The following is a 22,110-nucleotide window of genomic DNA, read 5'->3' as shown; positions in this document are numbered from 1 at the left end:
AGTTGCACGATCCATATCAGCCATTCTTGACATGCTTTAAAACTAATAGCATAGCCGAATGCCAACAAAAGCTAAGTTAAATTTAGTTAAGTTTTCAGGTTACGAAGCAAATGATATTGTGAAATTTTATGTCATGCCCGTCACAATTCCACAGCCTTGATCACAGCCCAAAAACTGCTTACTTGGTACGCACGATCAGGCTGCTGTTGGCGTCTTCCTTGTAGGCATAACCAACATGCCCACGCCGGATTTCGCCGATGAAGATCATATTCTGGGCGACTGCTTCGTGATCTGTTTTAGAGAAGGGTTTTTTGTAGCGCGAAATGACGGTGGAAGTGGCATCGTATTTCATGTCTTCCAGCGCCAGCCTGATCTTTTCACCTTCGGTAGAATTTGCCTGCATCAGCGCCAGTGTCAATATTCTCAAAGCGTCATAAGTTTGCGCGGCCGCGACGGCTGAAGGAATGGATTTGACATTGTTGATACGCAGATAGTTACTGACAAAACTGCTACTGCGGTTGCTGGATTCGTTTTCGATGAAAGTCACAGGCATACGTGCCCCCTCAGCATTATTGCCAGCCAGCTCCATGAAGCTGCGTTGTGACAGGGTCCAGGAGCCTGTCAGGGGTATATTCATCCTGGCCTTGTTCATGTTATTGGCCACCATTGCCGCTTCGGTACTCAGGCAATACAGGACGACAATTTGCGCCCCAGCCTGTTTGGCTTTTGCCAGTTGTGCGCTCATGTCCTGGTCACCGACTTTAAAACTTTCCACAGCGACAGGTGTCATTTTGCGACGCAGCAATTCCGCCAGCAGATTATCTTTACCAAACTGCCCGTAAGGACTGTCATCGTGCAATACCGCGATTTGTGTCAGTTTGCGCTTGTCGATGACATCATTCAATATCACCGACGGTTGCAGGTTGTCACTGGCAGCCAGCCGGAAGATATAGCTGTTTTGCATGGCTGGCGGCATGAACTGCTTGGTGATGGCCGCTCCCGTCGCAGCGCTGATGATGAGCGGGACCTTGCCATCCTGGAAGATCTTGGCCGACGGCAAAGCCACGCCAGTGTTGGCAAAACCAACCACGGCAACCACTTTTTCCTTTTCCACCAGTTCTTTGGCCAATGCCACACCAATATCCGGCTTGGCCTGGTCATCACGTTCTACCAGCTCTATGCGACGTCCCATGACGCCGCCGATCTGGTTGATGTCCTGCAAAAATACTTGTGCGCCACCACGTATGCTCTCCCCCATATCGGTAGAAGACTTACCTGTAAACGGGCCTATGATACCTATCCGGATTGGTGCATCTTCTGCCTGCGCCGGAAGTGATATTGCCGTTATCAGCGAAACCGACATGAGCAATCCGGGCAATCCAGCCCAAAGCGTAGAAATGCGCAGCATAGGAAACTCCATTGCAGGAAAATAGGTAGAGACGATAGTTTGCACCAGAATGGTCTGTCAATTGCAAAGATTTCATGCTTTTGCACTGTAAGAGTAAGGCTTGTGGCTGTATAGGGTGCACTTGCCCTGATTCGCCACTAATGGCACAGTAGCGATATATTTCCTTCCACCACCATCCCATGTTGCCAGCGCACTTACTTCACCATGCAGTTGACCTGATACGCCAGGCAGATGGCCTGCTGATTGCGGCTGGCGCTGGCATGGGCGTGGATTCCGGCTTGCCGGATTTTCGGGGTACCGAAGGTTTCTGGAAAGCTTACCCGGCGCTTGCCCAGCAGGCTATCCCTTTTCATGAAATTGCCAGTCCGGCAGCCTTTCGCCGCCGCCCACAGCAAGCCTGGGGATTTTATGGACACAGGCTGGCGCTCTATCGTACAACCCAGGCCCATGATGGGTTTGCCCTGCTAAAGCGCTGGGGGCAAGCCATGCCACATGGCCTGAGTGTATTTACCAGCAATGTGGACGGGCATTTTCAACAGGCTGGCATCGCGGCCACGCAGATGCACGAATGTCATGGGTCGATTCACTATCTGCAATGCCTGCTGCCTTGTCGTGACGCGATATGGCCAGCAGATGAATTCATTCCGGATGTGGATGAACTCAATTGCCAGTTATTGAATCCGGCACCAACCTGCCCGCATTGTGGTGGCATGGCCAGGCCAAATATTCTGATGTTTGGTGACTGGGACTGGAACGAGCGAAGACAACAAGAACAAGCCAGGCGGCAAGCTGAATGGTTAGGCAGGCTGAAACGTCCGCTGGTGATAGAACTGGGTGCCGGTACCGCCATACCAACGGTGCGCAATTTCAGTCAGCGGCTTGTGCTGGAACACGGGGGCCGCCTACTGCGCATCAATTTGCGTGAACCTCAGGTCACTTTCGCGCAGGACCTGGGTCTGGCCATGGGTGCGCTGGAGGCATTAACAGCCATTCAAGCCCTGATGGATACGACAGACTGATCAGGCAACCTGCCTGCCAGCGTGCCAGGCCCCCACGACGACCGGCATGTCTTTGAGCATGCGTACACGGATAAAATCGGCACGGAGCCCGATAGCAATTTCGCCCCTGTCATGCAGACCCAGCGCTTGTGCCGGCGTGCGGCTGACGGTGGCGATCGCCTTTGGCAAGCTGTAACCATCTTTCTCTAACATGAATGCCGCCTGTAACAGACTGGCCGGGACATAATCAGACGACAGGATATCAAGCAAATCATGTCTGGCCAGTTCACTGGCAGACACATTGCCGGAGTGCGAGCCGTTGCGCACACGGTTGGGTGCCCCCATGACAATCGCCAGACCTTGCTGCCTTGCCGTTTGTGCCGCCAGCAAACTCGTCGGAAATTCAGAAATGCTGACACCTTCAGCCACGCCTTCATGCACATGCTCTGCCGTGGTGTCATCATGCGAAGCCAGCGGGATAGGATGGCTATGCTGCTGGCACAGGCGTATGACTTGCTGGCGGTTGGAAAGCACATGACGTTGCTGACGCTCATGCAAAAGCCCCAGCATCTGATCGACTTTCTGTTCGCTCCAGCCACGTTTGCCGGTGACATAGACGCGGTAATGCGCCAGGTCTGTCCACTGACGCTGTCCCGGTGTATGGTCCATCAGCGATACCAGTTTCAGGCGATCATCCTGTAAAAATGGCGAAAACAGGTGTAGCAAATCCGGCTCTGCCAGTTCCAGTCGCATATGCAGGAAATGGCTGACCCGCAAAAAGCCGGCATCAGCAGCGTCGCGCAAACCCTGCGTGCAGGTATTGAGGGTTTGCATGCGTACACTCTCGGGGTCGATGTCTCCCACCGAGATGGCATCCAGCACTGTGGTAATACCAGCAGCAGCGATCTGTGCGTCATGCGCAATAATGGCAGGCATCACCGGCCAGCTAACCTTGGGGCGCGGCATCAGGTGTTTTTCCAGATTATCGGTATGCACTTCCACCAGGCCAGGCAAGAGGAAATCGCCTTGCCAGTCTTCTCCTGCCAAGCCGTCGGCACCGGTACTCAGAACGGTGATGCGCCCTTGGTCTGCCATCAAAGAACCACTAAAAACACTGTCAGCAGTCACAATGCGGGCATTGCGTATGGCAAATGGGGAAGTGTCGGAATATGAAAAATTCATAAAAAATCGAAGTCAGAAAATCACAGCTGCCACCTTAGCATGATTTCTCACGTGGTGATAAGCGCCTCAAAAGAATTGCCTTTAAAATCACAAAGATGACGTCGGGTAACATTATTTAAACTTTGCAACGAAATCTTGTATCGTTCTGACGACTGAATTTCATACTTTGTCTTGTACCATGGCTGTTACATTGAGTTAGCTTCGGTGATATCCCTAGGTGTTGATCAAAATAACAACAGGTGGAAATATAATGCGCAAAGTATTGGCTGGAATTACTACGATGATGTGCCTGTCGCTTTCTCTCCATGCACAGGCAGCAGACACGATTGCAAAAATCCGCAAAAACCAGGCGCTGGTGATAGGGATACGCGAAACTGCCCCGTTTTCCTATACGGATGAAAACAAGCAGCCGCTAGGATATTCAGTTGACCTCTGCCTCAAAGTGGCAGAAGCGCTCAAAAAAGAACTGAAGATGCCGAACATGAAAGTGCAGTTTTATTCGGTCGATTCCACCACACGTTTTACCGCCTTGCTGGAAGACAAGATCGACCTGGAATGCGGTAGCACCACCAATAATGCGGACAGGCGCAAACGCGTCGCTTTCACCATCCCCCATTTCTTTTCCAGCGTGCGTGCGCTTGTCAAGGCTGACAGCGGCATCAAGAACTGGCCACAACTGCGTAACCGCACTGTCGTCACGACCAAAAGCACCACCACCGTCAAACTGCTGAACGACAGGAATGATACGATTTCCCTCAATATCAAGCTGGTAGAGGGTAATAGCGATCAGGAGTCTTTCAAGATGGTGGAAGAAGGCAAGGCCGATGCCTTCCCCATGGATGATGTATTGCTGTATAGCCTGCGCGCCGAATCCAAGTCTCCAGCTGGCTTCAATATCGTTGGTGACCCGCTGTCGATAGAACCGTATTCCATCATGATGCGCAAGGATGACCCTGCCTTCAAAAAGATCGTCGATACTGAAATGCTGCGTATGATCCATGAAGGCGAAATTTATCGCATCTACGAAAAATGGTTCATGAAACCGATTCCGCCAAAAGGCATCAACATGGGTATGTCCATGGGCTTTTTGTTGCGTGATTCACTGCGTTTCCCTACCGACCAGGTAGCAGATTGATGACGGCTGACTCTTCTGAAGCATGAAGCGTTATGCCCTGTATTTTGCGCCGGAAACTGACAGTGCCTGGTGGCAGGCTGGTTGTCAGTGGTTGGGGCGTGATGCCGAAGCCATGCGGGCTGTCAGCCAGCCAGCGATAGACGGTATTGACGCAGACACGCAGAGACAGTTGACACGAGATGCGCGTCGTTATGGTTTTCACGCAACGCTGAAAGCGCCTTTCCGGCTGGCAGAAGGCTGCACGGAACAGGAACTGCGACTGGCATTGCAGAGCTTTTGCAGTCAGCAGGCAGCTATAGACATCATCTCTCCCCAAGTGCAGTGGATGGGTAATTTTCTTGCCCTGCGCGCGGCAGAACACCAGCAATCCCTGAATGATCTGGCATTTGCCTGTGTGCGGCAGTTTGATGGCTTTCGTGCACCGCTGAACCAGGACGACATGGCACGCCGCCAGCGGCACCAACTCGGGCCAAGACAGGCCGCCTTGTTGCAACAATGGGGCTATCCGTATGTGGATGAAGAATTCCGCTTTCACCTGACCTTGAGCGACACCCTCGACCAGAGCCTGGCTGCACAGCGCATGCATGATGCGGCTGTCGCTTACTTTACCCTCACAGCACCGCTGCGCATACAAGGAATCGCCTTGTTCGCCGAAAATCAGGCAGGCGCAGATTTTCAGTTGCTGGCACGCTTTGCCTTTTCCTAAGCCGCCCTTCAAAAAATTTTTAAACAAAATTTAAAAAAAAAATTAAAAAAAATTTCAGACAACATAGTTAGCGACATGATCGGCCAGCAAGGCCAGCGCATGGCGCACTTTTGCAGGCTGTTCGCCACGACGCGGCGTAATGGCATGCAACACCAGTTCTGGCAGTTTCCAGTCAGGCAACACCGGCACCAGGCTGCCATTGGCCAGGGCCTTGTGGTCTTCCTCACTCACGGCGAGACTGATACCCCATCCTGCCACGCACAGCGCATGCAAGGCTGTTACCTGCGACGCCCTTACCTTGACCGTCACCTTCACATCCACCATGGTCTTGTCTGGTCCGGATAATTGCAGGCTGCGTGTGCCCGTACCCATATGCATGCCACCCAACCAGGCATGTTGTTCCAGGTCTAGCGGATGCTGTGGCCAGCCATTCTCGGCAAGATAAGCCGGAGAGGCACAGATCTGCGAAGGCATGACACCGAGCCTGCGCGCAACCAGGCTGGAATCTGGCAGGCTGCCTACCCGTAGCGCTATATCCACCCGCTCTTCTATCAGGTCAACCACGGCATCATCCACGAGCAAGCATAAACTCAGCTTGGGGTATTTGCGTAATGGAGCCAGCGCCCTTGCCAGCATCCCGCCAAAGCCGATGGGGGCGGCAATACGCAATTCCCCCTGTGGCTCATCCCTGTGGCGCGCCAGTGCCTGCTCAGCTGAACGGGCAGCCGCCACCATGGCAGCACAACCTTCAAAATAACGCGCGCCCGCCTCGGTCAATGTCAGCTTGCGTGTAGAGCGATGCAACAGCGACAGACCCAGGGAACTTTCCAGTGCACGTAAATGCTGGCTCACGGCAGAAGGCGTCATTTCCAGTTTGCGGGCAGCCACGGTCAGCGAGCCTGCTGTCACCACTTCGGCAAACAAGGCCATGCGTTTGTATTGATCCATATGCTCAGGCTATTTGTTAGTACAGCTTCACAGTGTTAGCGATTTTCTCTATCTATTCAAGAAATAATTAAGCAGGCAAACTAAAAACCTGAATTAACCAAGGAGTTTCAAAATGAAAATTGCATTGATTGGCGGCACCGGTTTCGTAGGCACACCCACACTGGCAGAGTTGCTCAGCCGCGGACACGAAGTAACAGTACTGGCGCGCACGCCATCCAAAGTACCAGCCCAGCCCAGCGTTACGGTCGTGCAGGCAGATGTCATGGATGTAGCACAAGTCGAAAAAGCCATAGCAGGACAGGATGCCGTGGTCAGCGCCTTCAACCCCGGCTGGGGCGAAGCACGCATTCACGATATGTTTGTGCAAGGTACGCAAGCCATTTTTGCTGGTGTCAAACAAGCGGGCGTGAAACGCCTGCTGGTGGTAGGTGGTGCAGGCAGCCTGTTCGTCGCGCCTGGCGTGCAGTTAGTCGATACACCAGGTTTCCCCGTTGAATACAAGCAAGGCGCGCTGGCGGCCCGCGAAGCGCTGAAGCTGATACAGAAAGAAAGCACACTGGACTGGACCTTCCTGTCGCCACCGATAGGTCTGGCACCGGGTCAGCGTAGCGGTTCTTATCGCGTCGGAGCCGATACGCTGCTGCCTGGCGTTGCAGATGCGCCAGCCGGTATTTCTGTACAGGACCTGGCCGTCGCCATCGTGGATGAGCTGGAAAATCCACAGCATATCCAGAAGCGATTTACCGTTGCCAATTGAAATGGAGCCTGAAAAAAGCGACACGTTCCACACCTTTACTTTCATTTTTTGAGCACCCTTCATCATGGCCGACACAATTTCGACAATTCCCGTCACTGCAGCATTGAACAGGCAGCCTGGATTCTTGCATGCCGTAGCAGCATTGGGTCTGGGTGCATTTGCAATCGGTACCGGCGAGTTTGCCATGATGGGTTTGCTACCCGAAATAGCGCAGGATCTGGCGGTCAGCATACCCATGGCTGGTCACGTCATCAGCGCCTATGCCCTGGGTGTGGTCATCGGCGCACCGGTGTTTGCCGTACTGACTGCAAAATGGCCAAGGCGAACCCTGCTGGTTGCGCTCATGCTGTTTTTCGTAGCAGCCAACGTGGCCAGTGCACTGACGACAGATTTTTTGTCGTTGAATAGCCTGCGGTTTATCGCTGGTCTGCCGCATGGTGCCTATTTTGGCGTCGCGACCCTGGTTGCCGCCAGCATGGTAGCGCCACAACGACGCGCCAGCGCAGTTGGCCTGGTGATACTGGGTCTGACCAGTTCCACGCTGATTGGCGTGCCCGTCGCAGCCTGGCTGGGGCAAAGCTGGGGCTGGCGGTCGGCTTATACGTTTGTCGCCGGACTGGCGGTACTGGCTAGTGTGTGGATATATGTCATCGTGCCAAATTCACCAGCGAGCGCGGGGGCCAGCCCCAGAAGCGAACTGGGCGCACTGGCACGCCCGCAAGTCTGGCTCACGCTTGCTGTCAGTGCAGTCGGATTTGGCGGAATGTTTGCGGTATTCAGTTATATCAAACCCATCCTGACTGAGGTGAGCAGGCTGTCTTTGGCTATGGTGCCGCTGATTTTGTCACTGTTTGGTGTCGGCATGGTAGTTGGCAGCATGCTGGGCGCGCGCCTGGCAGATAAAAACCTGCTGCGATCCATCGCCGGATTACTAGTATGGAATGCACTGGTATTGAGTGGTGTTGCCTTGGCGATGGAACACCCCTTATCAGCAATCATCTGGGTATTTTTGCTTGGCACCCTGGTCGCCATCGGGCCAGCCTTGCAGATACGGCTAATGGATGTGGCAGGTAAGGCGCAGACGCTGGCTGCGGCATTGAATCATTCCTCTTTCAATGTTGCCAATGCACTAGGTGCGTGGCTGGGTGGCGCAGCCGTGACAATGGGCTTAGGCTGGACATCAACCGGCTGGCTGGGCGCGACACTGGCGGTTGCGGGCCTGATCATCTTCATCTTCTCTGTCAAATCAGAACATACGCAAGCTGCCATGCACTGACGGGCGCTCGCTCATCACGAAAGCAGTCTAAAATGAGAACAGAGACATGGATGAAAGTCCGGCTCGCTATTTTCACGGAGGATGCATATGTCCATCACGCCAGAGCAATTGCAGGAACTGATGAAGGAAGTAGAACGCGAAGACCCCATCGATTTTGCCGACCTGCCTTTTGAAGAAGATCAATTACGCGCCATTACTGCCAATCACCTATGCGATATGGCAGACGCGATGGAAAATTTCAGCCAGGAAGACCGTCAGGTCACCTTGCTGGCGGTTGCCGCCAAGCTGGTGCTTGAGAACCTGGTGTTGCATGTACAGCTGTTGCGCCAGCATGATATTCCATTGAGCACGCAGGTCAGTGGCTTGCTACAGAATATCAAACGAAAAACATGAAACGCGAGATGAGAATAAAAGTGTGAACGTAATTAGCCATCCTCGCCAGCGTCAGCTCATGCTGATACCCGGCTTCATGTGCGACACCAGTCTATGGGACTCTGTACGGGCGGGGCTCGAAGAACTGGGGCAAACGCACTTTGCAGGCCTGAACCAGGACGACAGCATAGAGGCCATGGCAGAGCACCTGCTGCCCAATCTGCCATCAGCTTGCGTGCTGATCGGTTTTTCCCTCGGTGGCTATGTCGCCCGTCATCTTGCCTGGCTGGCACAAGACCGGATAGCTGGACTGGTCTTGCTGAACACCTCGGCACGCGCCAGCACAGAACTGGAACTGGCAAGAAACCAGCAACAGATAAAGATGCTGGCGACGTATCCCTACAAAGGACAAACTGTCAGGGCATTACAGCATGCACTGCATCCGCAAAGACAGGATAACCCTGTCTTGCTCACACATTTGCAAGCCATGTCGCTCGCCTTGGGTAAAGAAGTCTTTATACGTCAACTGGCCATCAAGCGCCAGGACGGACATCATGAACTGGCAGACATTGCCTGCCCTGCTCTGGTCGTCGCCAGCAGGAATGACCAGATGCGCAGTCTCGATGAATCAGAAAAACTCGTCGCTGCCTTGCCAGATGCAGAACTGCACATTATCGAAGATTGCGGCCATATGTCACCGCTGGAAAAACCAGCAGAGCTCATTCAAGTCCTGCAGTGCTGGCTGCACAAAACGGGGCTTTAAAAAGCAAACGGAGTAGAATGAAAATTACGATAACATCACACGCCCCACTATAGTCTTTTATTGCCACTCAGGCTTGCTGCTACCCAATTGTGAAGCAGGTAAAGCGAAACGCGCTGGTGTCAGCATCATCTTTTCCACTGGTGCGATTGCCTGCATTTCGCCGTAAGAAGTCGTCGAATTTTGTATGAAGCGTGAAATTTCTTCAGGACGCAATTCTGCTGCATGTTCGTGCAAACCTCGGCGCGGCATGCCTTGCAGCCATTGTCCGGTTTGTGCCAGCGACACGCGGACTTGCCAGCTGCCCCCTTCGACTGCTCTCTTCTGTAAAGCCAGCATGGTCGCAAAAGCGACCAGATATCCCGTTGCATGATCGAGTGCCTGGAAAGGTAATTTGCCGGGTGCAGCGCCGCCTGCGGCGATGCCTTCTTCATAAGCGATACCGCTGGCAGATTGCACGAGACTGTCAAAACCACGTCGCTGCGCCCAGGGCCCTACATGCCCATATGCGGACAGGCTGACATAAATCAGGCCTGGTCGCTGCGTGCATAATTCTTCGGCAGAAAAACCATGCTGTGCCAGCGCCCCGGGGCGATAAGCCTGTAAAAAAACATCCGCCCCGCTGATCAGTTGTTGCAAAATATGTTGATCTTCACGCTGACGCAGATCAAGCTGCGCTGAACGCTTGCCACGCCCTGTATCCATCACCAGCGGTGCGATATTTGGCAAATGTGCAGCATTGATAGCCAGTACATCCGCGCCGTGCTGTGCCAGTGTACGGGCGCCTACCGGTGCAGCAATAACACGCGACAGATCCAGTACACGCACACCGTCAAGAGGACGTGAACCAACATGATCTTTCAGTGGCATGGGCGGGCCATCGGCAACACGTTCCACTTCCAACAGCGGCAAGCTGGCGATTGCCTGAGCCTGCGGGTGAGCCTGCCATTCTTGCGGTGTGCGCACCAGGGCCGCGCACATGCCAGCCTGTGCCAATGCCTGGTCCAGTTCAGCGGCTGACCACTTCTGTATGGCAGTGGCGACTTCTGCACGGTTTTGCGTACATTGCAAGATAGCCAGCACGCCATCACGGTGATGCGGGAAATTGGTATGCAACTGTAACCAGCGCCCATCGCCGGCCTGGTAATAACCGGCAATCTTGCTCCACGGGTCGTCTGCGGGTTTGCCATTAATTTTCAGGTAACGGTCACTTTTGAACATGGCCAAGGCATGACGGCGGTCAATACTGATTTCCTGTTTTTCGCCACCACGCATTTGCCACAACTGTGCCGCCATCAGGGCTTGTGCAGCTATCGTTGCCGAGGCGATATCGCCTACCTGGAAAGTGGAAGGCAGTTGCGCCGTATCGCCGGCAAAATGCAATTGTTCCAATGCATCGCTATGGCCACCTGCCATATGCCATAGGTTAGCCAGTATCGCTTCAGCAGACATTATTTTTTCTCCCATGTTTCTGATCCGGAAATAGCGCACAATAACTGGACTTCATTTCTTGAATGGAAATGAGAACGCTCTACCATGCACAGGATTGATATCCATGCAGGCAGTCTAGGATCTGCGGGCAAGCCTGGTCAATCTCGATTAAGCCAATCAACATAAAAAATTATTGTGGATTCCATCACCATTTCTGCGCGAGAAGCTGCCCAGTTGCTGGGTATCAGCCTGCCCACCCTGTATTCGTATGTAAGTCGCGGCCTGCTGCATTCACAATTACAGGAGGGCCAAAAAGCAAAACGCTATGTCAGGGAAGATGTGCTGCGCCTGCTGGCACGCAATACCGATAGCCGGCGCGCTGGCGGGGCAGCGGAGTCAGCCATAGACTGGGGCGTGCCGGTGCTTGAATCACGTATTACCCAGGTTACCAATGGTCAGTTATTTTATCGCGGTCATGCCATCAACGATTTGGCAGACAGGCGTAGCCTGGAGCAAGTCGCCCTGATTTTATGGGATAGCCATGACGTGGACTTGTTCGACAATCTGGTGATGCCTGAGCTTGATCCTGTATGGTCACAACTGATGGCAAACACCATGCACATGCCAGCGATTCCGAGAGCGATGACTATCCTGCCTGCATTGGCGGGCATGGCAGATCAAGCAACGTCAACTGCGAAGCACACGAATGCGGCTATCTGGATGCGTTTGACAGCCGCCGTACTGCTGGCCACCACACCGGGCAAAGATGCATTTCACCAGCAGGTAGCCACGACCTGGAAAGTCGACGAGAGCGTTGCCGATATCCTGCGTGCCGCCATGATCGTCTGCGCCGATCATGAACTCAATGTTTCGGCATTTACCGTGCGCTGCGTGGCATCGACCGGTGCCCAGCTGGGCATGGCGCTGTGTGCGGGACTGGCAGCATTATCGGGCCCCAAACATGGCGGTGAAAGCCTGCGCGTCAGTGCCTTTGTCCGGGGCGGGCTGGCCTGCAAACCGGGTGAACTGCAACACTATCTGCAACGGAGATTGCGCACCCATGACGCACGCCATCATTTCTCTCCCCGTTTACCAGGCTTTGGTCATCCGCTATACCCGAATGGTGATCCACGTGGTGCCTTGCTGATGCAATTGCTCAATACAAAAAAGCATGCCGCCCTGCTTGAACTGGCTGCAACTGCACAGGCAATGACGGGGCAAATCCTGAATGTGGATTTTGGCGTGGTGGCATTGGAAATCGCCTATGGATTGCCACAAGGTGCGGCACAGGTCTTGTTTGCGCTGGGCCGCACTGCTGGCTGGATAGCCCATGCGCTGGAACAGGTGGAAGAAGGTCAGTTGATACGGCCAAGAGCGAGATACGTCGGCAAATATGCCGCACCGGAGACCCCGCCCTGAGTCTACCATCTGACCAGTACCGGCTCAGGCATCGCTCGCATCTGGCGTATAGGCCAGGATATCACCAGGCTGGCATTCCAGTACCTGGCAAATCCTTTCCAGCGTATCGAAACGTATTGCCTTGGCCTTGCCGGTTTTTAACACCGACAGATTTTGTGGCGTGATATCGACCAATTCCGCCAGCGTATTCAAACGCATCTTGCGCTGCGCCAGCACGACATCGAGATTGACTGTAATTGGCATATGTGTCCTCAGATGGTCAGTTCAACTTCTTCATTGAGGTCAACACCGATTTCCAGCGACCACAGCAGTAACAGGAAAAATCCTATCCACGTCAGTTGATCAAACACACTGCCCAGTAAAAGCCCTATGCTGCCTGAACTGCCAGCACCAGGCTGGATATAACTGAGAATGATGGCGATAATTTCTACCACCAGTGTCCCGATGACCAGTATCAGGTTCAGATTAAATGCCCGTCTCGCATGGAAAACGGCATTTCTATTGAAAATTTCACCTTGGTAAAAGCAGCTCAGCAATTTATTGATATGAATGAGGACAAATTCTATCAATACACAGAAGACGATGGCTGTCACTGAAGCAATGATTTTCAGATCAGTCGTTATCCCACTTTGCAACAGGGAATAAAAGCCATCGTTGACTGTCACTGCTTTCGCCAGATAGGCAATCAAATTCAAATTCCCGGAAGGGGCCATCGCCAAGATGAAAGGAAAGGCCACACCCCCGATCGCGACCCCTGCCATGGCAAAAACACTCAAAAACAAGAAATACCTGCTTAGCTTACGGATATTGGCAATCCTGGCATGTTTCTGTACTTGCATTTGTGGTTCCCGGTTGAATTAAAGTGTATGAATTTTAAAACCATAAAATTCGAAATGCAATAGTTTTTTATCGTTTATCGATAAATAAATACCGCTTATAATTCAATCAACATATACACAGCAGATACAAAAAGGGCTGCATGACGCAGCCCTTTTGCTTGAAATTTCCAGCTTATATCAGATCATTACCAAGCGTAGCCCACTTTCGCATAGTAGTAACGACCATTGAAACCGTAAGGTGAAAACGTGCTGTACGGCAGCGTGCCGCCGGTGTTCAGGTTTCCGGCTGAAGTAACCTGATCAGGATATTTATCGGTCAGGTTATCAACGCCGGCGCTGATGGTCCATTTACCGATTTTGTAGCTGCCTGCAATATCAAGCACGGTATTGGCGCTATAAGTCTGGTCCAGTGTAGCATTGTTTTGCGGCGAGACAAAACTGCCGTAGCGTGTGGCCAGCGCATGCAGGTTCCAGCCGCTGAAACCATAATCGACTCCAAAGCTGAATTTATCCTTGGGTGTGGCATCTATCGCGCGGCTGATGGTTTGCCTGTCGATGAGCAATAGATTATTTTGTGTCAGCACGGCAGGATTGGCCCCTACCCGTTTGACCGAGGTATCGTTGCGGTTATAACCAACAGTAAAGCCCAGCTTATCGGTGCCGGACAAAGGCAATTGATAAGTACCGACCACATCAACGCCACGGGTCTGGGTATCAAGCGCATTGGTGAAATAACGCGCTGCGCCTACCAGTACACCCTGTTTTGCGAGTACGCTTTGCAGCGCAGCTGGCAACACCAGATTGCCTGAATACAAAATCCGGTTATCGCTATCGATCTGATAGGTGTCAATACTCAGGGAAGCATTTTTGACCGGTTGTATGACTGCACCCAGGCTGTAGTTACGTGATTTCTCTGCCTCCAGTGGGACTGCACCCAGGGCTTTGGCAGCGGCAGTGGCGACACCAAAGGTACCTGTATCAACCAGTTGCGAAGTACCGTTGATAGTGATCAGGTTGGTGGTGGAAATCGTGTAATTTTGCTGTGCCAGTGATGGTGCACGGAAACCATTCGATGCGGCTGCGCGCAAGGCAAATTCTTTGGTGAATTCAAAACGGCCAGATAACTTGCCTGAAGTGACGCTGCCAAAATCGCTGTAATTTTCATGGCGCAGGGCAAACGATGCACTCAATTGCTTCGTCAATTCTGCTTCAATATTGGCATAGATGGAAGCACTGTGACGGTTGAAACTGCCTGTATTCGAAGGCTGGAAACCCGAAAAACCCTGTGCGCCGCTACCAAAATACGAGTTTGGTTCACCGGCACCGATTTCATACTGGTCTCGCCGGTATTCTGCACCGACCGCCAGTGTCAAAGGATTGGGCAGGCCCGCAAATTCAAACTCCTTGGCCGCATCAAAATTGGCCAGGGTCTGGGTATTTTTCAGCTTGCCGGCGTAAAAACTGGTCGGGCTGATGGCACCCAGGCTCAAGTTGACGCTATTGTTCACATCGAGACTGAATTCGCTGGAACCGTAGTTCAGGCTGGCATCCCAGCGCCAGCCATCAGCGCGCCCCTTGATGCCGGCAACCACAGACGCATCGGTATTGGTGGCGGCTTCATTTGGCAAAAAGCCATTAGGATACAATGATGTGCGTAGCGTCGTGCCCGTGGTGTAAGCAGTGCGCCAGGTGGCTGATGCATCTGTATTGCGACGGCTGTAATTGGCAAACCCATAAACTTCCAGATCAGCTGCCAGAGGCAGCGAAGCATTCACACCCAGATTGGTTTGTTGCAATTTCGGGTCACCCTGTACCTGGTTCACCTTGCCATATAAAGGCTCCAGCGGATTGCGGAAGTCAGCGCCGGCGCGATTGGTTTCTTTTTGATTGCGTTGTTCTGCTGTTACACGCAACCAGCCTTTTTCACCCAGCGTCGTGCCAAAGTTTGCACTCAGGCTGGCTTGTGTACCATCGCGCTTGCTGTATTGACCTATACCCGCCTGGACTTCACCGCCATCCGCACCTTTTTTAAGGATAATGTTGATGACACCGGCAATCGCATCAGAGCCGTATTGTGCTGCAGCGCCATCACGCAAGACTTCTATCTTTTCTATGGAACTGATGGGAATGGTGTTCAGATCTGCCGGTGAAGAACCACGTCCGGCAGTACCATTCACATTGACCACGGCACTGGTATGCCAGCGTTTGCCATTCACCAGGATCAGGGTCTGATCAGGCGACAGGCCACGCAATTGCGCCGGGCGACTGGCGGAAGTGCCATCTGCAACAGCCGGACGCGGGAAATTCAGGGATGGCAGAAGGCGACTCAACACAGTGGCGAGTTCACCTGAACCGGTTGACTGCAAATCTTTGGCAGTCAGGATATCAATAGGCGCTTCAGAATCAGAGACTGTGCGCTTGATGCTGCGCGTCCCGGTGACGATCACACTTTCGGCCTGGGTTGCATCAGTTTGTTGTGCTTGTGCCTGCGCAGTAAAGGCAGAAAATACGGCAGCAACGAGTAAGGCAGTACGCTGCCTCGGGAAAGGTAAGGAAGTAAACGTTACGGTATTCATGCAGGTTCTTTCTATATGCTGGAACTGTTTAGTCAATTAATCTGAACCGATATTACTTTGTCCCTGATAGACGGCAAACGATTGTTTTCAGCTAAAACCATGCATAAATCTTATATGCATTTTTTGAGCAAATAAATGCTTTTCAAAATAAAATTAGGTAAATCTGAATTAAGCGTGTATATTCCGTCTTGTACTTGCATCAAGTCGTTAATTTGTTGGTCCCAATTCCGCATAGCTTTCTCCTCTGGCTGTTCTGTTTTCTTTCCTCCGGTTTTATCTCTTGCTTACAAGTGCCCTCGGGCAATGTTGCCCATGTAATCAAATAATCAATTGAAGGAAAAAACATGAGTACTCAAACAGGTATAGTTAAATGGTTCAACGATGCTAAAGGTTTTGGCTTTATCGCTCCTGATGCAGGTGGTGCTGATTTGTTCGCCCACTTCCAGGACATACAATCAAGCGGCTTCAAAAGCTTGAGCGAAAACCAGCGCGTGTCTTTCGAACGCACAGCCGGCCCTAAAGGCGACAAGGCAAGCAATATTCAAGTTCTGTCCTAAGAAATATTGACCAGGCACACGCCAGGTCATTACTTCTCAGTCTGAGCGCAGGCTTAAAAACCTGCAAAAAGCAAACATCAAGTTTGTTCAGTCGCACCTCTTTTTGACTGTTTTAGTATTACCGGCCAGTGGCACCTTGCAGATAGCAAGGGTTGCTGGGAAACAGTCATCAGGAACCGCGACAACCCTTCACCTGTCAGTTTTTCGCTTAGTTTCAATTAGGCGAATCACTTGATGCGCAGAATGATTCTTACCGGTCAGTGGCACCACGCAGATAGCATGGGTTATTGGGAAATGGTTTAGTCATTTAGTGAATTTCACCGCAGAGCCGGCATTAGCTGACTCCATCGCGCCTTCATTCTCACCGGCTGGTCTTGCGCTTTAGTGCAAACCGGGAAATGGTGTAATGAAGTGTTGAAGGTTCTCATTCGTAGCAAATCCTGCCTGTGCCTGAATCTAGATCAGGCTGACAGGAACAGGCAACTCAAACAAAATTGCACCGCGCAGATAGCACGGGCGATCCCGATTCAATGGCACCACGCAGATAGCATGGGTTGTTGAAGAGTTGCCGGAATGAATGGAATGCCCACCTTTGGTGGGCTTTTTGCGTTTACGGGCAAGCCTGGCCTGCTGCCTTTATTTCAAGAATTCTTTGACTGCTGCCACCGTTGCTACCGGATCTTCTTCATGAGGCACATGGCCAAGCTGGTCAAACATGACGAGCTTGCTACCGGGAATATCCTTGTGAAATTTCTGTGCATTTTCTGGCGGTATCAACCTGTCCTTGCCACCCCAGATGATCAATGTCGGTATGCGTATGCTTTTGATTGATTGTGCCTGCGCCCCTGAATCAAGCTGGGCAAACCGCTGCCTTAAAGCATGCCGGTTACCAGCACGCAAGGTCATGGCCTGATAACGGTCAACCAGGGCATCGGTAACCTTGTCAGGGTCGCCATAGACGTTTTTGACACTAGCAACCATCATGTGACGCGGCAAGGTATGTTCCATCACCCATTCTGTCTGCGACATGCGGGCAATACGAAAACCCAGGGGTATCGAGGCGGGCGTAAATGCATAACCACCGGCATCAACAAGAATAAGTCGCTCAACCCGTTGCGGGGCCGCAACAGCGACCTGCCAGGCGATCTCGCCACCCAATGAGTTACCACCAATAATGAAATGTTGCACCTGCATGCGGTCCAGCAAATCCAGGATGAATTTTGCATAGGTGGGGCTATGGTAATCCGCTTCAAAATTGGGGCCTGTCAAGCCAAAAGCGGGAATATCCATGGTAATCACGCGGTGCTGGTTTTTTAGTGCGCCTACCCAGCCCTCCCAGGTATGCAGGCTGGCCGAGGTGCCATGTATCAAGACCAGCGGAGAAGGGTCATCACGCGGGCCTTCATCACGCATATGCACGGGCAAACCTTTGACTGCAATAAACTGCGAGGGGGCAGGTGCCCATATCGGTATCAACTCTGCCAGCGGTTTGTCCGGAGCCCAGGTCAGCACGATAGCAAAGCAGGTCAGGCTGATCAATAACATAACGGTGGCAAGAATGATGAGTAGAATCCGTGCGCGCAAGCTCAGGAGTTTTTGCATGGTTACCTCAAATAAATAAGCCGGATCCAAACGAAAAAACAATATACCTCACGCTTTTATCTCATGCCACCATCAACTTTTTTTGCATGCGGCAGACGGGTGCATCAATCCCATCGGGCAGATGCAGGTCAAACTGCTCAAGCTCGATAAAGCCACGCGCACGGTACAGCGGTATGCCCGGCATGGTGGCAACCAGTTCCAGGGTATGAAATCCGGCAGCCTGCGCCTGTTCTGTGCAATGCTTCAGTAACATACTGCCCAGGCCAAGCCGGGCAGCAAATGGGGCCACAAAAAACGCCCGTATCCGTGCCGCGTCTGTCGCCGGGTCCAGCAGGCTGTCTTCGCCGTGTTTGGCCTGGTCACCGCCAAACAGGGTTTTACGACGGCTCCAGCCACCGCAGGCCAGCATTTTTTCGTTTTCTTCAATCAAAAAATAAGTCTGGTCTGCCAGTAACTGCGTGTCCACGCCAAATACATATTGCAGCATGGCCTGCGCTTGTGATGGCGTATAAAACGACACACTCAAATCAATTGCCGAACTGGCGATCAGTGCCTGCATGGCCGGGATATCTGCAATCGTCGCTAGACGTAGGGTAGGCATGGCATTTCCTCAAAGTCAGATAGCTGGTGCTGATGCAAAATCATGCTGGCATTGTTGCGCTAGCTTGCTGACCACGCCTGATTGGAGGATTGGCAAGGTCAATTTCGCGACTGCCTTCAAGTCTAACTGAAAAGTCCGCAAGATTTGTCAAATGACCCTATGCTAAGGTACGGGCTCTCTGTTCATTTAAAGGATCTCATCATGAAAACCCGTATTCTTGAAGTGGGCCGCTTCCAGGTCAGCGGCTTGAAAGTGCGTACCCGTAACGCCGATGAAACCGGCAATGCCACAGCAAAAATCGGTCCATTGTGGGGGCTGTTTTTTGCGCAGCAACTCAATGAAAAAATGCCTGGCAAGACAGCAGATTCCAAAGTCTATGGCGTATATTCAAATTATGAATTCGATGCCAGCGGTGCGTTTGATGTCACGGCAGGCATGGCTGTCAATCAAGCTGCTGATAAGGCTTCCAGCGACTACAGCAACGTTGTGATCGAACCTGGTTCTTACCTGGTATTTGAATGTGAAGGTGAATTGCCGAAAGCTGTCATTGATGGCTGGGCAGATGTCTGGTCTTATTTCGAAAAAAATCCCGCTCAGCGTCGCCGCTTCAAGACTGATTTTGAAGAATATCGCGGGCCTCAACAGGTCGCGATATACATCGGTATAGAATAAGTCTTTTGCCAGATATTGAAAGGATGCAGCCGTGCCATTGTCAGCGAACCAGGTCAGTTATGAACGCCGCCTCAGTCGCGTCACCAATTATCTGCATGAACATCTGGATGAAGATCTGGATTTGAACCGGCTCGCTGAAATTGCCTGCATGTCACCTTATCACTGGCACAGGATTTACCAGGCAATACATGGCGAAAGCGTGGTCGCGACTGTCAAGCGCCTGCGCATGCAAAGGGCGGCCACGTTGCTGGCGCGCAGTGCCATGGCGATAGAACAGATTGCAGAGTTTTCGGGCTATCCGAATCTGCAATCTTTCACACGGATTTTTTCATCCGTCTATGGCATGCCACCCGCACGTTATCGCAAAGAAGGCAGTCATGTGCAATTTCCTTTACCGGATGAATTACGCGCTGACCTGATGTTCCCCGTCGAAGTCGTCAACGATGTGGCAGCCCAGCAATTGCTTTGCATAGATCACACCGGCAGCTATATGGGCATCAGCAAAGCTTTTGATATCCTGAACGGCTGTGCAGCCTCACGCCAGTTATTCCGGCAAGATACGCGCTGGATAGGTATTTATTATGATGATGCAATGACGGTAGATGAAGCCCGGCTCAGGTCAAAAGCCTGTATCAGCGCGCCAGTGCCCTTACCTGAACAGGCTTTGCAGGCACCGCTGGCGCTGACTGAAATACGTGCGGGCAAATATGCGGTGCTGACTTATAAAGGCCCATATTCAGACATGCAGCCCGTGTACCGCTGGTTTTTTGGGGTCTGGTTACCCGCTTCCGGCGAAGAAGTTGATGATGCACCACCGTTTGAAGATTACCTGAACAATCCCAGGGATACAGCACCGACAGAATTGCTGACAAAAATTTACATGCCCTTGCGCTAAGGACTCTGTCAAATAGTTATCAGACCCTGGCATCCAAGAGATTATCTGATTAGTGTGCGCCCACTGCGTTAAGGTAAGAAATGACAGCAATAATGAAAAGGACGCTCACTAGCATTGCCACCGCACACCAAAGTTTATCCTGACGATGTCTGGACCTGAAGAGGCCTGTCAGGCCCACAATAAACACTATGGGTGTGGCGATGAAAAAGACCCGGATCAATAATCCGGCAAACGGTACTCCTGCTCCGCCCCATATATTTGCTAACAAGAAAAGCCAGAGGCAACACGCCTGAGGCAAGCAGGCAATACATGCGTGATATGGCGGCCATCGTAGAACGCCGCTTCTCGACAGATACAGTTTTTCCAGATTCTGGTTTGATAAAGACCTCCAGCACGCATTGCAAATACCGGTAAGGCATTTGCGCTTGTCAGGACATTCATACAGCACACCCATATTCAAGCGCCGGCCAGATCAGCTTGCGGGAAGGTGATGAGATTCCAGGCACCCATCCCGCATTTCTTGTATTGTCCGTAGCCTTCCTTCGAAGTTTATACCGGTGCAGCAGCTTTACGTGTGATCTTGCCAGAACCGCCGATGGATTTCGTGACCTTGGGGTCACCGTAATAAGTAATATCGCCGGAACCACCTATACTGACATCCAGCGTTTCTTTGGCCCAGACTTCTGCTTCACCAGAACCGCCAATTTTGATGCTGACATTTTTGGTTTCGAGCCTGCCTGTGCTGATACTACCCGAACCACCGATTTTTCCATTGAGTTGCGAGGCGCTGCCACCTGCCACAAAATTACCGCTGCCCCCAATCGAGACTTTCACTTCGTCTGCTTGCAGGGTTTTGATTTGTATATCGCCTGAGCCACCAATCACGGCCTGGAAATCCCTGGTAGCGAGTTTATCTGTTGTGATCTTGCCGGAACCACTGACGGCCACATGATCCAGGTTTTTCAGATACACCACGATGTTGAGCACTTTTGTAGCTGGGTAGCGCTTCTTGTCCGCACTACGGATTTTTAACACGCCACTCTCGACAACCGTTTCAATCAGTGCCTGCAAGTTATCGTCTGTCTCCACCTGTACCGCTTCCTTGTCGCCCTGACGCAACTCCAGTTTTGCTGGTAAAGCCAGGTCAACTCCCTTGAAATTACTCAATGCGCGGTCTTGCTTCTGGATAGTGCCAGAACCATTCACTGCGTTGCCGTTGGACCAGCCATCAAACAAGCCTGCCGACGCGGGCACGCTGGCCATCACCAGTAATGCACCCAGCAGATTGCGGCGAGATATCAAGTTTTTCATTTTGTCTCCTTTGTTGAGTATGAACTCTCTGACAGTTAAGCAAGAAGCAAGTTCCAAAATCACATGACTTTCACATAGGCACAATATGATCAATAAATTACATCATTTTGATTATTTATTGCATAAATTGATCAAATTTCCCAGCTATTTATCAACAATGCTGATCTGCATACTCTCTCCATCACACAATCAATGGAGACAAATTCAATGCAAACCACGATCAGGTCATGATGATATGTCCGGCTAGATTCATATCCAACCCGCAGACCGCAGGCAGCAATGCTTTCCAAAACGAAGAGGCTGATACCGTGCAGGCGCAAGCGCAAGCCCATGCCTTGCAGGAATTTGATGCCTATGTCGATGCTCTACGCGACGCCGGTGTGGGTGTCACTGTTATTGACGATACCCCGCTGCCACACACACCGGATTCCATCTTCCCGAATAACTGGATCAGTTGCCACGCTGACGGGCGGGTATTTCTTTATCCCATGGAAGCACCAAACCGGCGACAGGAAAGACGCGCCGCTGTACTTGATAAAATCAGACAGGCGTTCCATGTACGCGAAGTCATCGATTTCGGCTATTTTGAAGTGGATGGGCATTGGCCCTCAACAAAGATAGTAACTGGCGGCCAGTATCATTCATGCTTCAGGCGCCTCTGAAAA

22 protein-coding genes are annotated in these 22,110 nt (G+C 51.9%); 12 read left to right on the top strand and 10 right to left on the bottom strand.

All coding sequences use genetic code 11. From position 1 onward, the window contains the following. Positions 1 to 178 precede the first annotated feature (178 nt). On the bottom strand, positions 179 to 1,408 hold the full coding sequence (locus ACO0LH_RS14010) for an ABC transporter substrate-binding protein (RefSeq protein ID WP_422941719.1): 1,230 nt from the start codon (positions 1,406 to 1,408) through the stop codon (positions 179 to 181). A gap of 179 nt (positions 1,409 to 1,587) precedes the next feature. On the opposite strand from ACO0LH_RS14010, the gene ACO0LH_RS14005 reads away from it, so the two are divergent. Then, the gene (locus tag ACO0LH_RS14005; protein ID WP_422941718.1) at positions 1,588 to 2,427 is read left to right on the top strand and encodes an SIR2 family NAD-dependent protein deacylase; all 840 of its coding nucleotides are present in this window, start codon (positions 1,588 to 1,590) and stop codon (positions 2,425 to 2,427) included. Here ACO0LH_RS14005 and ACO0LH_RS14000 read toward each other — a convergent pair whose 3' ends face one another. Further along, positions 2,428 to 3,588, bottom strand: coding sequence for an alpha-D-ribose 1-methylphosphonate 5-triphosphate diphosphatase (locus tag ACO0LH_RS14000; protein ID WP_422941717.1), 1,161 nt, complete (start codon positions 3,586 to 3,588; stop codon positions 2,428 to 2,430). It lies immediately after the preceding gene. Between the two features lie 250 nt (positions 3,589 to 3,838). On the opposite strand from ACO0LH_RS14000, the gene ACO0LH_RS13995 reads away from it, so the two are divergent. Together ACO0LH_RS13995 and ACO0LH_RS13990 are read left to right on the top strand one after the other, a co-directional pair. Then, positions 3,839 to 4,723, top strand: a complete 885-nt coding sequence (locus ACO0LH_RS13995) for an amino acid ABC transporter substrate-binding protein (RefSeq protein WP_422941716.1) — start codon at positions 3,839 to 3,841, stop codon at positions 4,721 to 4,723. A 22-nt stretch (positions 4,724 to 4,745) separates the two neighbouring features. Next, a complete protein-coding gene (locus ACO0LH_RS13990) occupies positions 4,746 to 5,429 on the top strand; it encodes a DUF1045 domain-containing protein (protein WP_422941715.1) in 684 nt (227 codons plus the stop codon). A 54-nt stretch (positions 5,430 to 5,483) separates the two neighbouring features. Here ACO0LH_RS13990 and ACO0LH_RS13985 read toward each other — a convergent pair whose 3' ends face one another. Beyond that, a complete protein-coding gene (locus tag ACO0LH_RS13985) occupies positions 5,484 to 6,377 on the bottom strand; it encodes a LysR family transcriptional regulator (RefSeq protein WP_422941714.1) in 894 nt (297 codons plus the stop codon). Between the two features lie 112 nt (positions 6,378 to 6,489). Between ACO0LH_RS13985 and ACO0LH_RS13980 the strand changes: the two genes are divergently transcribed. The 4 genes from ACO0LH_RS13980 (at position 6,490) to ACO0LH_RS13965 (ending at position 9,545) form a co-directional block, all read left to right on the top strand. Then, on the top strand, positions 6,490 to 7,134 hold the full coding sequence (locus tag ACO0LH_RS13980) for an NAD(P)-dependent oxidoreductase (protein ID WP_422941713.1): 645 nt from the start codon (positions 6,490 to 6,492) through the stop codon (positions 7,132 to 7,134). Positions 7,135 to 7,198: 64 nt separating this feature from the next. Further along, on the top strand, positions 7,199 to 8,410 hold the full coding sequence (locus ACO0LH_RS13975; RefSeq protein WP_422941712.1) for an MFS transporter: 1,212 nt from the start codon (positions 7,199 to 7,201) through the stop codon (positions 8,408 to 8,410). 87 nt (positions 8,411 to 8,497) lie between these two features. Beyond that, positions 8,498 to 8,803, top strand: a complete 306-nt coding sequence (locus ACO0LH_RS13970; protein ID WP_422941711.1) for a hypothetical protein — start codon at positions 8,498 to 8,500, stop codon at positions 8,801 to 8,803. Positions 8,804 to 8,825: 22 nt separating this feature from the next. Further along, a complete protein-coding gene (locus ACO0LH_RS13965; RefSeq protein ID WP_422941710.1) occupies positions 8,826 to 9,545 on the top strand; it encodes an alpha/beta fold hydrolase in 720 nt (239 codons plus the stop codon). Positions 9,546 to 9,602: 57 nt separating this feature from the next. Here ACO0LH_RS13965 and ACO0LH_RS13960 read toward each other — a convergent pair whose 3' ends face one another. Next, positions 9,603 to 10,994 (bottom strand): CoA transferase, encoded by a 1,392-nt coding sequence (locus ACO0LH_RS13960; protein WP_422941953.1) that lies wholly within the window; start codon positions 10,992 to 10,994, stop codon positions 9,603 to 9,605. Between the two features lie 174 nt (positions 10,995 to 11,168). Between ACO0LH_RS13960 and ACO0LH_RS13955 the strand changes: the two genes are divergently transcribed. After that, positions 11,169 to 12,392 (top strand): citrate/2-methylcitrate synthase, encoded by a 1,224-nt coding sequence (locus tag ACO0LH_RS13955; RefSeq protein WP_422941709.1) that lies wholly within the window; start codon positions 11,169 to 11,171, stop codon positions 12,390 to 12,392. Between the two features lie 24 nt (positions 12,393 to 12,416). Here ACO0LH_RS13955 and ACO0LH_RS13950 read toward each other — a convergent pair whose 3' ends face one another. The 3 genes from ACO0LH_RS13950 to ACO0LH_RS13940 all read right to left on the bottom strand — a co-directional run bounded on the left by ACO0LH_RS13950 (position 12,417) and on the right by ACO0LH_RS13940 (position 15,807). Further along, positions 12,417 to 12,635, bottom strand: a complete 219-nt coding sequence (locus ACO0LH_RS13950) for a helix-turn-helix domain-containing protein (RefSeq protein WP_422941708.1) — start codon at positions 12,633 to 12,635, stop codon at positions 12,417 to 12,419. 8 nt (positions 12,636 to 12,643) lie between these two features. Continuing rightward, complete coding sequence (locus ACO0LH_RS13945; RefSeq protein ID WP_422941707.1) at positions 12,644 to 13,231, bottom strand: hypothetical protein; 588 nt, start codon at positions 13,229 to 13,231, stop codon at positions 12,644 to 12,646. 185 nt (positions 13,232 to 13,416) lie between these two features. Beyond that, entirely contained in the window at positions 13,417 to 15,807 is a 2,391-nt protein-coding gene (locus tag ACO0LH_RS13940; protein ID WP_422941706.1) for a TonB-dependent receptor plug domain-containing protein, read from the bottom strand. Between the two features lie 344 nt (positions 15,808 to 16,151). On the opposite strand from ACO0LH_RS13940, the gene ACO0LH_RS13935 reads away from it, so the two are divergent. Next, entirely contained in the window at positions 16,152 to 16,364 is a 213-nt protein-coding gene (locus ACO0LH_RS13935) for a cold-shock protein (protein WP_162043691.1), read from the top strand. Positions 16,365 to 17,000: 636 nt separating this feature from the next. Here the strand turns inward: ACO0LH_RS13935 and ACO0LH_RS13930 are convergent. Next, the gene (locus tag ACO0LH_RS13930; protein ID WP_422941705.1) at positions 17,001 to 17,966 is read right to left on the bottom strand and encodes an alpha/beta fold hydrolase; all 966 of its coding nucleotides are present in this window, start codon (positions 17,964 to 17,966) and stop codon (positions 17,001 to 17,003) included. A 61-nt stretch (positions 17,967 to 18,027) separates the two neighbouring features. Next, positions 18,028 to 18,567, bottom strand: coding sequence for a GNAT family N-acetyltransferase (locus tag ACO0LH_RS13925; RefSeq protein ID WP_422941704.1), 540 nt, complete (start codon positions 18,565 to 18,567; stop codon positions 18,028 to 18,030). A gap of 201 nt (positions 18,568 to 18,768) precedes the next feature. Between ACO0LH_RS13925 and ACO0LH_RS13920 the strand changes: the two genes are divergently transcribed. Both ACO0LH_RS13920 and ACO0LH_RS13915 read left to right on the top strand, forming a co-directional pair. Next, entirely contained in the window at positions 18,769 to 19,239 is a 471-nt protein-coding gene (locus tag ACO0LH_RS13920; protein WP_422941703.1) for a GyrI-like domain-containing protein, read from the top strand. A gap of 31 nt (positions 19,240 to 19,270) precedes the next feature. Then, on the top strand, positions 19,271 to 20,134 hold the full coding sequence (locus ACO0LH_RS13915) for an AraC family transcriptional regulator (RefSeq protein ID WP_422941702.1): 864 nt from the start codon (positions 19,271 to 19,273) through the stop codon (positions 20,132 to 20,134). A gap of 549 nt (positions 20,135 to 20,683) precedes the next feature. Here the strand turns inward: ACO0LH_RS13915 and ACO0LH_RS13910 are convergent. Further along, positions 20,684 to 21,445: a head GIN domain-containing protein gene (locus ACO0LH_RS13910; protein ID WP_422941701.1), complete on the bottom strand. Its 762-nt coding sequence runs from the start codon at positions 21,443 to 21,445 to the stop codon at positions 20,684 to 20,686. Positions 21,446 to 21,675: 230 nt separating this feature from the next. Here ACO0LH_RS13910 and ACO0LH_RS13905 point away from each other — a divergent pair, with 230 nt between their 5' ends. After that, complete coding sequence (locus ACO0LH_RS13905; RefSeq protein ID WP_422941700.1) at positions 21,676 to 22,107, top strand: arginine deiminase-related protein; 432 nt, start codon at positions 21,676 to 21,678, stop codon at positions 22,105 to 22,107. The last annotated feature ends 3 nt before the right edge of the window (positions 22,108 to 22,110 follow it).

Origin of the sequence: Undibacterium sp. TJN19 (assembly GCF_049339485.1) — a bacterium.
Classification (GTDB): Bacteria; Pseudomonadota; Gammaproteobacteria; order Burkholderiales; family Burkholderiaceae_D; genus Undibacterium.
This window is presented reverse-complemented; position numbering and strand designations above follow the sequence as displayed.